The 14,016-nt window shown below is 65.1% G+C and carries 12 protein-coding genes; 11 read left to right on the top strand and 1 reads right to left on the bottom strand.

The annotated features are described in order from the left end of the window. Positions 1-218: 218 nt before the first annotated feature. On the bottom strand, positions 219-1,559 hold the full coding sequence (gene ugpB, locus AC0L2J_RS33545; protein WP_007615810.1) for a sn-glycerol-3-phosphate ABC transporter substrate-binding protein UgpB: 1,341 nt from the start codon (positions 1,557-1,559) through the stop codon (positions 219-221). A 185-nt stretch (positions 1,560-1,744) separates the two neighbouring features. On the opposite strand from ugpB, the gene AC0L2J_RS33550 reads away from it, so the two are divergent. The 11 genes from AC0L2J_RS33550 (at position 1,745) to AC0L2J_RS33600 (ending at position 13,875) form a co-directional block, all read left to right on the top strand. Next, a complete protein-coding gene (locus AC0L2J_RS33550) occupies positions 1,745-2,740 on the top strand; it encodes a TRAP transporter substrate-binding protein (protein ID WP_473395855.1) in 996 nt (331 codons plus the stop codon). 54 nt (positions 2,741-2,794) lie between these two features. Continuing rightward, positions 2,795-4,825: a sensor histidine kinase gene (locus AC0L2J_RS33555; RefSeq protein WP_473395862.1), complete on the top strand. Its 2,031-nt coding sequence runs from the start codon at positions 2,795-2,797 to the stop codon at positions 4,823-4,825. Continuing rightward, positions 4,795-6,540: an ATP-binding response regulator gene (locus AC0L2J_RS33560; protein WP_473395856.1), complete on the top strand. Its 1,746-nt coding sequence runs from the start codon at positions 4,795-4,797 to the stop codon at positions 6,538-6,540. The genes AC0L2J_RS33555 and AC0L2J_RS33560 overlap by 31 nt, the downstream gene beginning before the upstream one ends. Before the next feature lie 10 nt (positions 6,541-6,550). Beyond that, positions 6,551-7,285 carry a response regulator gene (locus AC0L2J_RS33565; RefSeq protein WP_007615817.1) on the top strand — a complete coding sequence of 245 codons (735 nt, stop codon included), beginning with the start codon at positions 6,551-6,553 and terminating at the stop codon, positions 7,283-7,285. A gap of 418 nt (positions 7,286-7,703) precedes the next feature. Further along, positions 7,704-8,315 (top strand): sigma-70 family RNA polymerase sigma factor, encoded by a 612-nt coding sequence (locus AC0L2J_RS33570; RefSeq protein ID WP_018456005.1) that lies wholly within the window; start codon positions 7,704-7,706, stop codon positions 8,313-8,315. Positions 8,316-8,828: 513 nt separating this feature from the next. Then, positions 8,829-9,527: a cytochrome c biogenesis CcdA family protein gene (locus AC0L2J_RS33575; protein ID WP_473395857.1), complete on the top strand. Its 699-nt coding sequence runs from the start codon at positions 8,829-8,831 to the stop codon at positions 9,525-9,527. Positions 9,528-9,558: 31 nt separating this feature from the next. After that, entirely contained in the window at positions 9,559-10,122 is a 564-nt protein-coding gene (locus AC0L2J_RS33580; RefSeq protein WP_473395858.1) for a thioredoxin family protein, read from the top strand. 141 nt (positions 10,123-10,263) lie between these two features. Next, entirely contained in the window at positions 10,264-11,673 is a 1,410-nt protein-coding gene (locus AC0L2J_RS33585; RefSeq protein ID WP_473395859.1) for a cytochrome ubiquinol oxidase subunit I, read from the top strand. Further along, positions 11,670-12,680 carry a cytochrome d ubiquinol oxidase subunit II gene (cydB, locus tag AC0L2J_RS33590; protein ID WP_473395860.1) on the top strand — a complete coding sequence of 337 codons (1,011 nt, stop codon included), beginning with the start codon at positions 11,670-11,672 and terminating at the stop codon, positions 12,678-12,680. Before AC0L2J_RS33585 ends, cydB begins: the two co-directional genes overlap by 4 nt. Next, positions 12,680-12,808 (top strand): DUF2474 domain-containing protein, encoded by a 129-nt coding sequence (locus AC0L2J_RS33595; RefSeq protein ID WP_156527192.1) that lies wholly within the window; start codon positions 12,680-12,682, stop codon positions 12,806-12,808. The genes cydB and AC0L2J_RS33595 overlap by 1 nt, the downstream gene beginning before the upstream one ends. A gap of 92 nt (positions 12,809-12,900) precedes the next feature. Next, complete coding sequence (locus AC0L2J_RS33600; protein ID WP_473395861.1) at positions 12,901-13,875, top strand: hypothetical protein; 975 nt, start codon at positions 12,901-12,903, stop codon at positions 13,873-13,875. Positions 13,876-14,016 lie beyond the last annotated feature (141 nt).

Genomic DNA, 14,016 nt, shown 5'->3' on the forward strand with positions numbered 1-14,016 from the left:
CCCCCGCCCGCCTGGGTTGTGCCCCCGCCCCCCCCCCCCCCTCCCCCCCGCCCCCCCCCCCGGGGGGGGGGGGGGGGGGGGGGCGGGGGGGGGGGGGGGGCCCCCTCTCCTCTAGGGGATTATCCCTTTGCGGAGACACCCTCTCCCCACCCCTCTCCCGCAAGCGGGAGAGGGAGCGCACTTCCTTCGCGGTTAAAGAGAGGTCCAATCTGAGAACTCTACCTATCCGGGCTGGCGCGCTCGAACTGGCGCAGGATCTTGTTGCCGCGCTCGACCGCGGCATCGAGCGCGGCTTGCGCGCTCTTGCGGCCGGCAAAGGCCTGCTCCAGCTCGTCCTCGATGGCGCCGCGGATCAGCACGAAGGAGCCGAGCCGGATGCCCTTCGAATTCTCCGTCGGCGGGTGCAGCGTGATCTCCTCGAACGAGATCGCCGAGCCGGAATTGCGCTCGTAAAAACCTTGCGCGCGCGTCAGCTCGAAGGCGGCGCGGGTCACAGGCAGATAGCCGGTGTTCTGGTGCCAGGCGGCCTGCACGCCGGGCTGCGACAGATAGGCGAAGAACCGCGCCACGCCCTTGTATTCCTCGCGCGGACGGTCGCGCAGCACCCATAGCGTGGCGCCGCCGATGATCGAGTTCTGCGGCGCGCCCTTCACGTCGGGCCAATACGGCATCATGCCGTAGCCGATCTCGAACTTCGAATTCGCCTTGATGTCGGCGCGCGTCGCGGAGGAGCCGATGAAGATGCCGCATTCGCCGTTCTGGAAGCGCGGCTCGGCCGACTGGCCGCGGCCGCTATAGTCGAACACCTTGGTCTTCTGCCACTCGCTGAGCTGGGAGACATGACGCACGAGAGACGGATTGTTGATGGTCAGCTCGGCATCGAGCGCGGCGAAGCCGTTGGTCCGCGTCGCCAGCGGCAGGTTGTGGAACGCCGAAAAGTTCTCGACATGGATCCAGGACGGCCAGGATGTGGTGAAGCCGCACACCGCGCCGCGATCGCGCAGGCGTTTTGCAGCAGCGCCAAGCTCCGGCCAGGTCTTCGGCGGCGCCTCCGGATCGAGCCCTGCGTCGCGGAACATGGTCTTGTTGTAATAGAGGATCGGCGTCGACGAATTGAACGGGAATGACAAGAGATTGCCGGCCGCATCGGTGTAGTAGCCGGAGACCGCAGGAAGGTAGTCATTGAGCGAGAACGGCTCGTTCATGTCCCGCATCAGGCTGAACACGGGATAGATCGCGCCCTTGGCCGCGGTCATGGTGGCGGTGGCGACCTCGTTGACCTGGACGATCGCGGGCTGGCTGCGCGAGCGGAAGGCGAAAATCGCGGCCGTCACCGTCTCGGTGTAACTGCCCTTGTAAGTCGGCACGACGCGATAATCCGACTGCGAGGCGTTGAAGTCGGAGGCAAGCTTCTCGAGCTGGCGGCCGAGCTCGCCGGACATGGCGTGCCACCACGCGATGTCGGTCGCGGCACGCACCGGCGCGGCCAATGAGAGGGCCGCAAAGGTGGCAACCACCTGCAAAAGGCGTGATGCTGAAGTCACGATGGCTCTTTCCATGCCGCACGACGAAAGCGGCTGTCCCTGCTTAAGGCGCGGCATTCGCGGTTTCAACCGGGAATGAGCCCCGGCCGCGCCGCACAATCACGCAGCAGTGCCGGGCGGGATGGCCTTCCCACGACCATCTGCTAGATTGCATTGAACCTTTTCCTCCCGCCATAGACTCCACCACTGAGGGGTTGAGTGTGCCAGTGTTGAACCGTGCCGAACGCTCGCGGACCGGGGTGGTTTTCGTCGCGCTTCTGATCGCCATCTGCGCGACGGGAGCCGCTGCGCGTGAATTCCGCGCCGCCGACACCCAGACCGAGGATTATCCGACCGTGCAGGCGCTGCGCTACATGGGCGCCCTGATCGCCGAGCGCAGCGGCGGCCGCCACGAGGTCAAGGTATTCCACTCCCGCCAGCTCGGCGAGGAGAAGGAGACCATCGAGCAGACCCGGGTTGGCGCGATCGATCTCAACCGGACCAATGTGGCGCTGATCGGCAACTTCGTCCCGGCGATGAACGTGCTGGCGATGCCGTTCCTGTTCCGGTCCATCGAGCACATGCAGAAGGTGCTGGACGGACCGGTCGGCAGCGAGATTCTCGGCAGCTTCGAGCCCTATGGCTTCGTTGGCCTCGCCTTCTACGATTCCGGCGCGCGGTCGATCTACAACGGCGTCCGCCCGGTCAGGAACGTCGCCGACCTCAAGGGATTGCGGATCCGGGTGCAGCAGTCGGAGTTGATGAGCCAGATGATCCGCGCGCTCGGCGCGGAGCCGGTCGAGATGCCCTATGGGCAGGTGCTTGCCGGACTTACGAACCATTTGATCGACGGCGCCGAGAACAACTGGCCCTCCTACGTGACGACGGACCATTACAAGCATGCCGGCTATCTCGCCCTCACCGAGCACACGATGAGCCCCGAAGTGCTGGTGATCTCGCTGAAGGCCTGGAAAAGCCTCTCGGCCGACGACCAGACCATCTTCAGGGAAGCCGCGCAGCGCTCCAGCCGCTTCATGCGCGAGAAATGGCGCGACCTCGAGGAGCAGTCGCAGCGCAAGGCGGAAGCAGCGGGCGTCACCATCGTCAGGGATATCGACCGCAAGCCGTTCGAGGACGCGATGGTCGCGATCTACGCCAAGGCCGGGCAGGATCCGGCCGCGGCCGCGCTGATCGAACGCATCCGCAAGGTGGAGTGAGGCCACTTGCCCGGGCTTGGACACAGCGAGCATGCAGACAGGTCGCCCGGACCGATGGGGCGGCTGCGCGCGCGGCTGGTCGGCGTGCTCCGGGCGGTGCCGATCCGCTGGCGCATCCTGTCGATCGCGGCGCTGAACTCCGCCGTGGTCATCGTGCTGGTTGGGCTGATCTGGAACGGCTCGCAGGTGCTCGGCTCGGCTTGGGACGACGTGCGCCAGGTGCGCGAGTCCGACCGCATCCTGGCGCTGCTCGAAAGCGAGACCGGGCGGCTGCACAATCTGATCCACCGCTACATCAACCAGCCGAGCCCCGACCTGTTCGCCGAGATCCTGCTGCTGCGCGAGGCGGTGCTGGGTACGCTGGCCAACCGTGCCGCCAAGGACCCGATGCTGTCGGGCTCGGTCGAGGAGCTGGAGCGCACCACCGAGCGCTTCCTCAACGGCTTCGGCGAGCTGCGCGGCGTGCAGGCCACCATCGCCAGGACCTATGAGGATCAGGTGCAGGGACCGGCCCGGGACATGGCCGGGCTTTACTCCATCATCGAAGGTGCCACCGGCCATCGCGACGCGCTGATCTGGCCTTCGCTGGGCAAGTCGCGCGAGGCCTTCACCGCGATGCTGGTCGCGGCCAATTCCTACTATCTGTCGCTGTCATCGGGTGCGGCCGACGACGCCCGCCGCAACACCGAGACGATCGAGAAGACCATCCCCGTGATGATCGATCTCGCCGACAACGACCTCCAGCGCATGGCGCTGCGACGGCTCGCGGCCCGGACCGCCGCGCTGCGCGAGGGCTTCGCAAAGCTCTCCGAGCAGCTCACGAACCGTACCGAGCTGCTGCGCAACACCATCGACGCCAACCAGGCCGAGGCGATCGGCGCCATCGACGATCTCTCCACCAAGATGCGCCAGCGCGAGCAGAAGGCGCAGGAGACGTTCGACCGCACGCTGGCGGACATCTCCCGCCGTGTTCTTTCCATCGCCGTGATCTTCCTCGGCATCATCCTCACTGCCGGCGTGCTGATTGCGCTGTCGATCCGGCTGCCGCTGCAGCAGATCATGGCGGCGATGCGCGCGATTACGCTCGGCGACCTCGGCCGCGAGGTGCAGGGCACGCGCGCGCGTGACGAAGTTGGCGCCATGGCGCGCGCGGTGGAAGTGTTCCGCGAGAACGCGATCGCGAAGCGCCAAACCGAGGACGAGCTGCGCGCGTCCAAGGAGAAGGCCGAGAGTGCGCTGCTCGAGCTCAACGCCGCGCAGCAGAATCTGATCGATGCCGAGAGGCTCGCCGCCCTCGGCGGCCTCGTCGCCGGCGTCGCGCACGAGGTCAACAATCCGATCGGCATCAGCCTCACCGTTGCGTCCAGCTTTGCCCGGCGCACCGAGATCTTCGAGGCCCAGCTCAAGGGCGACGGCGGCCTGCGCCGCTCGCAGCTGGAAGAATTCGTGCAGTCCTCGCGCGACGCCTCGCAGCAGCTCGTCGCCAATCTGCAGCGCGCCGGCGAACTGATCCAGTCTTTCAAGCAGGTCGCGGTCGACCGCTCGCATGCCGAGCGGCGGCAGTTCTCACTGAGCGAAGCCACCGACCAGATCATCGCGAGCCTGCGCCCGGTACTGAAGCGCTCGCCGATCACGCTCCAAGTCGACATGCCCGAGGGACTGCTGCTCGATGGCTATCCCGGCTCCTATGGCCAGATCCTGACCAACCTGTTCCTCAACGCCGCCAACCACGCCTTTGCCGACGGCCGCGCCGGCACGATCACGATCTCGGCGCGCCCCCGCGGGGCCGACGACGTCGAGATCATCTTCACAGATGACGGCGCCGGCATGACCTCCGACGTGCAGCGCCAGGCCTTTGACCCATTCTTTACCACCAGGCGCAATGAAGGTGGCACGGGACTCGGCCTCCATATCGTCTATAACCTCGTCACCCAGCAGCTCGGCGGGCGCATGATGCTGGAATCCAAGCTGGGACAAGGCACCACATTTCGCATTATCATGCCCCGGGTCGCCAGGGGCGGCGGGCAAAGCACAGAGACTGACGGGACTTCTCAATGGCCGAACAGGACGATGTCCTCCACCTGATCGACGATACCGGTACCGCATCGGAGGATATTGACGCCCGGAAATGGAAGATCGCCGTCATCGACGACGATCCGGCCGTGCATGACGGCACGCGCTTTGCGCTGTCCGACTACAACCTCAACGGCCAGGGCCTGGAGATCCTCTCCGCCCATTCCGCGGCGGAAGGTCGCAAGCTGATGGCCGCGCACAGCGACATCGCCGCCGTGCTGCTCGACGTCATCATGGAAACGGACGTCGCCGGCCTCGAGCTGGTCGAGTATATCCGCAACGAGCTCAAGAACGAGACCGTGCGCATCATCCTGCGCACCGGACAGCCCGGCCAGGCGCCCGAGCGGCGCGTGATCGTGCAGTACGACATCAACGACTACAAGGCCAAGACCGAGCTCACCGCCGACAAGCTGTTCACCTCGCTGACCGCGGCGCTGCGTTCCTACCAGCAGCTCGAGCGCATGCTGCAGACAAGACGCGGGCTCGAGATCATCATCGACGCGGCCTCGACGCTGTACGACTTCAAGTCGATGCAACGTCTCGCCGAGGGCGTGCTGACCCAGCTCGCCTCGCTGCTCAACGTCGATTGCGCCGGCATCCTGGTCTTGCGCGACAATGGCGGCATCGACCCCGAGCTCTCGGTGCTCGCCGGCAGCGGCTGCTACAGCCGCTTCATCGGCACGACCTCATCGAAGGCGCTCGATCCCGATCTGCGCGCGATGGTGGAAGCCGCGTTCCAGGGCCGCAAGAACGAATTCGCCGACCACCGCAGCGTGATCTATTTGCGCACCGGAAGCGGCCGCGAGGTCGTGGTGCTGCTCCAGGCCGAGCGCGAGCTGTCCGAGACCGACCGCTCGCTGGTCGAGATCTTTTCCAGTAGGCTCTCGATCGCCTTCGACAACGTCATCCTCTACCAGCAGCTCCAGGCCGCCAATACCCAGCTGGAAGACCGCGTTGCCCAGCGCACCCGCGCGCTGATGCAGGCCAACCGCCGCCTCTCGGCGCAATGGCTGCGGCTGCAGCGCGCCAACGGCTTCAAGAACGAGATCCTCGGCACCGTTGCGCACGATCTGAAGAACCCGCTCGGCGTCATCCTCGGCCGCACCGAGATGCTGAAGGAGCTGATCTCGACCGGCGCGTCGTCAGGCGGCGTGGTCGCCCAGGTCGATCACATCCGCGATGCGACCAAGCGCCTGACCACGATGGTCGATCATCTGATCTCGGACGCGATGGCCGACGCCTTCGACATCACCATCCGCCGCGAGCCGGTCGACGTCGCGGCCCTGGTCAAGGAGGTCGCCGAGGCCAACCAGCCGCTCGCCGTCAACAAGCAGCAGGCGATCAGCGTCACCGCGCCCGTCAACATCGTCACCATGTGCGACACCGACCGCATTCGCGAGGCGATCGACAATTTGATCAGCAACGCCATCAAATACTCACCGATCGGCGGCAAGATCGGCGTCGTCGTCAGCCATGAGGGCGGCGACACCATCGTCCGCGTCAGCGACGAGGGCGCCGGCCTCTCGCCGGAGGATCTCGGCCGCCTGTTCGGCCGATTCCAGCGGCTTTCGGCAAAACCGACCGCCGGCGAGAGCTCGACCGGGCTTGGGTTGTCCATCGTCAAGCGTATCATCGACATGCATGGCGGCGAGGTGACCGCCGAAAGCGAGGGCCCCGGCAAGGGCTCGACCTTCACCATCACCCTCCCCGCGACCGAAATCCCGTGATCTCAGGACCATGACCCAAAGCCAGCACATCATGATCGTCGACGACGAGGCCCCGGCCCGGGAGATGGTCGGCGATTACCTCAAGATGCACGGCTTCACCGTGACGCTGTGCGACGGTGGCAAGTCGTTGCGCACGGCGATCGACGGCAGCATGCCCGACCTCGTCGTGCTCGACCTCAACATGCCGGAGGAAGACGGGCTCTCGATCATCCGCGACCTCAAGAGCCGCATCAACGTGCCGGTGATCATGCTCACCGCGACGGCGAGCCCGATCGACCGCGTCGTCGGCCTCGAGCTCGGCGCCGACGATTACGTGGCCAAGCCGTGCGAGCTGCGTGAGCTGATGGCGCGCATCCGCTCGGTGCTGCGCCGGAGCGCACCGGCGAAAGCCGTGGCGGAAACGGCGGCTGCGAAATCGGACAAGGAGCAATTGGTACGGTTCGGGACGAAGTGGCTCGATCTCGAAGCGCAGGCCTTGCGCGACGACGAGGGCAACGAGCACCCGCTGACCGCATCCGAGTTCGGGCTCTTGAAAGTGTTCGCGGCCAATCCGAAGCGCGTGCTGTCGCGCGAGCGCCTGCTGGAATTGGCCAATGCGCGCGACGCCGAAGCCTTCGACCGCGCCGTCGACCTGCGCATCATGCGCATCCGCCGCAAGATCGAGCCCGATCCCACCAAACCCGCCGTGATCCGCACCATCCGCGGCGGCGGCTATTTGTTCTCGCCGTCGGGCGAGAAGGCGTAGGCCCCATCGTCGTCCTGGCGAAAGCCAGGACCCGTTACCCCAAGCAGAAGTTGCTGCGCGAGGCTGGTCCCTCGTGTCTTCGCCAAACCCACTCCGTGGTTATGGGTCCCGGCCCCCCGTGCGCAATTGCGCACTAGGCCAGGACGACAGCTGGGATTGAGGCGACATCGAACGCAAAAGCCCGAAATACGTTCCCGGCCCCTCCGCTCGTCGCCTCATCCCCACCCCGTATTTTCCGTATATTGAAATTCCACGCTTTTTTGCCCCGAATGTTTCGTCGCGGCTAATTCGACGAAACAATTTGGCGGCGCACGAAACCATTTTCTCCTTTTCGTGCAGACGTCCCGAAACGTTGGCTCATTAACACTTTGGTCCAAGGAAACGCCGCTCGGTTGCGGCGCTACGGGGAGCCAAGTCAATGCCGAACGTCATCGCCATCAACGCCCAAGCCAGCCAGAGCATCATTGCCGCTCAGGCGACCTCGGACGACATGCTTCTCGAAAGCATTGCCGACGGCAACCGGACGTCCATGCACATCCTTTATTGCCGGCACAATGTGCGCGTCTACCGCTTCATCCTGCGGATCGTGCGCGACGCGACCACGGCGGAAGACCTCGTCAGCCAGGTGTTTCTGGACGTGTGGCGGACCGCCGGCCAATTCCAGGGCCGCTCGCAGGTTTCGACCTGGCTGCTCTCGATCGCCCGCTTCAAGGCGCTGACCGCGATGCGCCAGCGTCGCTTCGAGGACATCGATCAGGAAGACGTGCGCCAGATCGCCGACGGTTGCGACACGCCGGAGACCTCGCTCGACCGCAGCGACACCAGCGCCATCCTGCGCGCCTGCGTTCAGAAGCTGTCACCCGCGCATCGCGAAATCATCACCCTCGTCTACTACCATGAGAAGTCGGTGGAGGAGGTCGGACAGATCATCGGCATCCCGCAGAGCACGGTGAAGACCCGGATGTTCTACGCCCGCAAGCAGCTGGCCGAATTGCTTAAGGGCTGTGGCGTCGAGCGCTTCGCCGCCTGAAGTTCAGATATTTCAATGGGATAGGGCGTTCGTTTTGGCCCTACCCCGGACACGGAAGTGTTACCGCCGACGAAACAATTGAAACAAAGCACAACATCAGGCGGAAAAACTTCCCTCCTATAAAGCTCACATACGGTTTCGTTAAACCTCCCAAGACCTCCAACGACCCGGACGGGATGCCCCCCTCCGGGTCGTTTTGTGTTTGGGGTGGACGGCTGCGGCGGTGCGCTTGAGTGAGGCGGGCACGTCTCTCTCATTCCCTCCCCCCTTGTGGGGGGAGGGGCAGGGAGAGGGGGCCACACGGGGACTCTCTCGACTTGCAGGCGCGGCATGATGCCAGACGGGTAGACCATCTCCTGGGCTACCCCCCTCCCTAACCCTCCCCCACAAGGGGGGAGGGAACGCACCATCGTTGCGGCCCGCAGCCGCGCCCGTCACGAACGTGTGACGCGGCGTAACGTCCGACACATCTATCCCGAACAGCCCTCGTGACCCCCTTCACGAGTGCCCCCGATGCTCGAACTTCTCTTCGCGATTCTCGCCGGCATCCTCACCATCGCCGCGCCCTGCACGCTGCCGATGCTGCCGATCCTGCTCGGCGCCTCGATCGGTCGCAGCTCGCATCTGCGCCCCGCGATGATCGCGCTCGGCTTTGTCATCTCGTTCTCCGCGACCGCGCTGTTGCTCGGCGCCATCACGCGGCTGTTCGATTTCGATCCGAACGTGCTGCGCGAGGCGGCAGCCATCCTGCTGCTCGGCTTCGGCCTGTTGATGCTGTGGCCGGCGCCGTTCGAATGGCTGTCGATCCGGCTCAACGGCTGGCTCGATCTCGGCAACTCCGGCGCCACGCAGCGCGAGGGCGCGCTCGGCGGACTCGTGCTCGGCACCACGCTTGGCCTGGTCTGGACGCCCTGCGCCGGCCCGGTGCTCGGCTCGATCCTGACGCTGGTCGCCACGACGAAGAACGCAACCTGGGCCGGCACGCTGCTGGTCGCCTACGCGATCGGCGCCGCTATTCCGATGCTTGCGATTGCCTATGGCGGGCAGGCCGCCACCACGCGGGTGCGCAGCCTCGCGCGCATTTCGCCGAGGCTGCAGCAGGGCTTTGGCGTCGTCGTGATCGGCTTCGCGCTCGCCGCCTATTTCCAATACGACACGCTGATCGTGGCGTGGCTCACCGGCTTCTATCCCACCGGCCAGATCGGCCTGTGATCATCGCGCATCTCAACCGGAGGACTCGTCCATGACTTTCAAGCTGCTCGCCGTCTCCGCCGCACTGATCGGCATCGCCGTGACAGGCGCCGTCATCCCCGGCATCTGCGACGAGGCCGCGCGCGCCGTCCCTGTCGTCACCGCTGCCGCCAGCCAGCAGACTGCGCCCGACTTTACCGGCATCAACAACTGGTTCAACTCGAAGCCGCTCAGCCTCGCCGACCTCCGCGGCAAGGTCGTGCTGGTCGACTTCTGGACTTATGGCTGCGTCAACTGCGTCAACACGCTGCCGCACGTCACCGAGCTCTACGCCAAGTACAAGGACCGGGGTCTCGTCGTGGTCGGCGTGCACACGCCGGAATTCCCGTTCGAGCGCTCGGCCTCCAATGTCCAGGCGGCGCTGAAGAGGCACGGCATCACCTATCCGGTGGCGCAGGACAATGATTCCAGGACCTGGAACGCCTACAGCAACCAGTATTGGCCGGCGCAGTACATCATCGACCAGAACGGCAAGATCGTGTTCCAGCACGCGGGCGAAGGCCGCTATGACGAGATCGACCGCACCGTGGCAAAGCTGCTGAACGCCAATAGCTGATGTCTTACAGCTTAGACAAAGAGTCCTATAGGATGCGCACGCGGCATGAGTCATCCATGCAGTGGCCGGGCGCGATGGCATAGCTGAGCTGCCAGATCGGCGCCCGCGTCGTCACGATTGTCGTGTTGTACGGGAGCGCCGATGCTGTCGAATCTTGATCCCATCGTGCTTGCGCGCGCGCAGTTTGCGTTCACGATGTCGTTCCACATCGTATTTCCGGCGTTCTCGATCGGGCTCGCCAGCTATCTCGCGGTGCTTGAGGCCATCTGGCTGTGGACCGGCCGCGAGGTCTTCCTCAACCTGTTTCACTACTGGCTGAAGATCTTCGCGATCACGTTCGGCATGGGCGTGGTGTCGGGCATCGTGATGTCCTACCAGTTCGGCACCAACTGGTCGGCCTTTGCCGACAAGACCGGACCGGTCATCGGTCCGTTGATGGCCTACGAGGTGCTGACCGCGTTCTTCCTCGAAGCCGGTTTCCTCGGCGTTATGCTGTTCGGTCTCGAACGCGTCGGCCCGAGGCTGCACTTCCTTGCGACGCTGATGGTGGCGATCGGCACGTTGATCTCGGCGTTCTGGATCCTCTCCGCCAATTCATGGATGCAGACCCCGGCCGGCTACGCCGTCAATTCTGATGGCCAGTTCGTGGTCGCCGACTGGTTCGAGGCGATCTTCAATCCATCCTTCCCCTACCGGCTCGTGCACATGGTGCTCGCCGCCTATTTGACGACATCGCTGGTGGTCGGCGCGGTCGGCGCGTTTCATCTGCTGCGCGACCACCATCTCGCCGGCCCCCGGGTGATGTTCTCGATGGCGATGTGGATGGCGGCACTGGTCGCGCCGATCCAGATCCTTGCCGGCGATCAGCACGGCATCAACACGCTGGCGCATCAACCGGCCAAGGTCATGGCCATGGAGGGGCACTACCAAAGTCACAAGGACGGTGCGCCGCTGATTCTGTTCGGGCTTCCCGATCAGGCCGCCGGCCGGGTCGATTACGCGATCGAGATCCCGAAACTGTCCTCGCTGATCCTCAAGCACTCCCTCGATGCGCCGCTCGCAGGACTTGATACCGTGCCGCGCGAAAACTGGCCGCCGGTGCCGATCACATTCTGGTCGTTCCGCATCATGGTCGGGCTTGGCTTCCTGATCTTCGGCTTGGGGCTGTTCAGCCTCTGGGCACGCTGGCGCGGCACCCTGTTCGACTCCCGTCCGCTGCATATCTTCGCGCTGTACATGGGCCCGGCGGGGTTCATCGCGGTGCTCGCGGGCTGGATCACCACGGAGACCGGCCGACAGCCCTTCACGGTCTACGGCCTGTTGCGAACCGTGGACGCCGTCTCGCCGCTGGCCGCGCCGGCGGTGGGGTCGTCGCTGCTGGCCTTCGTCATCGTCTATTTCATCGTGTTCGCGGCGGGCGCCATTTACATTCTGCGCCTGATGGCGGCCTCGCCTCACCAGGGAGAGCAGGGGCCGCGCGGCGACATACCGGCGCGCGCCGCCGGCATCACGCCGGCCTCGGGCGCTGCGGCACAGGGTGCGCCGTCATGATCGCCACCGTCGATCTCGCGACAGTCTGGGCCTTCATCATCGCCTTCGCGGTGTTCGTCTATGTCGTGATGGACGGATTCGATCTCGGCCTCGGCATGCTGTTTCCGTTGTTTCCCGCCAAGGCCGACCGCGACGTCATGATGAATAGCGTCGCCCCGGTCTGGGACGGTAACGAAACGTGGCTGGTCCTGGGCGGCGGCGGCCTGATGGCCGCCTTTCCTCTCGCCTATGCGGTGCTGATGCCGGCGCTCTACACGCCCATCATCGCGATGCTGATCGGCCTGGTCTTCCGCGGCGTCGCCTTTGAATTCCGCTGGCGCACCACCGCAGCACGAAACCGCTGGGACATTGCCTTTGCCGCCGGTTCTCTGGTGGCAACGCTGGCGCAGGGGATCGCGCTCGGGGCGATCCTGCAGGGCGTGCAGGTCGAGGCGCGGCATTATGCCGGCGGCTGGTGGGACTGGCTCACGCCGTTCAGCCTCCTGACCGGGATCGCCCTGGTCATCGGCTATTGCGTGCTGGGCGCCAACTGGCTCATCCTGAAGACCGAGGGCGCCCTGCGCGACAAGGCCTACCGGCTGAGTTGGTATCTGCTGTTCGCGATGCTTGCGACCATCGCGTCGGTCAGCATCGCCACGCCTTTTCTCAGCATCCAATACGCACAACGCTGGTTCGCCTGGCCAGGCATCGTCCTGGCCGCGCCGGTTCCGATCGCCGTCGCCGCCGTGAGCGCGCTCCTGATGCGCAGTCTCACCCGAAAGCAGGACTCGCGGCCGTTCTTGCTGTCTCTGGTGCTGTTCGCCTTGTCCTATGCCGGGCTGGGCATCAGCATGTATCCCTATATCGTGCCGCAGAGCATCACCATCTGGCAGGCGGCGGCGCCGCGGAACAGCCAGCTCTTCATGCTGGTGGGCGTGGCCGGACTGGTGCCGCTGATCCTCGGCTACACCGGCTGGGCCTACTGGGTCTTCCGCGGCAAGGTCCGGGCCGGGAGCGGCTATCACTGATGTCGCGCAAAGCAGAACTGATGCCGCTGAGGCGGCGGCTGATCTGGTTCGCCGTTCTCTGGCTCGGCGGGGTGAGCGCCGTCACCATCATTTCGTTCGGTCTCAGGCTATGGCTTGCGCCGAATTGATCAGATCGTCCGGCGAGGACCGCTCGCCCGCCGCTGCTTGACTCCACGGACCCGTCCGTGGAGTTTCGCGCCGACAGAGATCAGCGCCCGCGATGGACGACGCCACCAGCAGCCCCGACATTCGCCTTCGTGAAGGCGCCTCGATCGCGCAGCGGCTGGTCATGTCCGGCTTTGCGGCCGCCGTGGCGCTGTGCTTCACGCCGGGCCTGTTCACGCACGACCTCCTGGAAGTGATCATCTCCGTGGTCGCGCTGCTGGTGGGAGCGGCGTTCGTCGGAATCATCATGCTGGCGCCGGCGGTGGTGTGGATCATCACGTCGGACGAGATCCTGATCGGGGAGCAGCGCCCGTTCGGAAAACTGCGGACGCGGATCGTTGCCAAGGACGACATCAGGGGATTGCAGGTTCCCGGCAGCAAGAGGGCGAAAGCCCGCTTTCAGCTGGCCTTCACGCTGGCCTCCGGAGAACGCCTGACGTCGCCGCCGATCGCCGACGTCACGCATGTGCACGACACGGTGGCGCGGATCGCCGCTCAATTCGACGTTCCCGATGTCGAGTCTCCGGTCAATCCGCTCGATGCCAGCAATCCCGAGATGCGTCTCGGTGACCCCCTCGAGCCGTTTTCCACGAGGGACATCAGGATCGTCGCGCTGATCGTCGTCGCATTGTGCGCCGTTCCCTACGCCTACAGGCTCTGGCGTGGCCTGTCGCCCGGGCCGGTCGATATCATGCTGCTGCCGGTCGGCGCGATCGCCGCTTTCGGCGTGCACAGATATGCCAATCTTGCGACCGGCGCTTTCTGGATCATCCGCCAAGGCGATATCCGAGTCGAACGCCTGTGGGGCGACGGCACGTTGCGCGCCGACCACATCGAAGGGCGCGACGTGAAGACGATCACGGTCGAGCGCCGCGGCCGGTCCGAGGACGAGCACTGCATCGTCGTGATCCGATTGCAGTCGGGGCAACGGTTTCGCAGTCCTCGCATCGGTTCGAGGCCTGAGGCGCGGGCCGTGGGGACGGAGATCGTCCGGCGGCTCGGGATCGCGGCTGAGAACAACAAGATCTAGCTGGCATCTCGTGCGAATTGGCGAAGTTGATCTCGCCGCTAGTTCGGTCTGAGCCTCTCCCGCGTGCGAGAGCTTTGCGTAAATCGCGAATCTGCGATTCTCTAAGAGACGTTTGAAGAGGATCTGGGGATGGCATATCGG

Source organism: Bradyrhizobium sp. MV1.5 (genome assembly GCF_055807615.1).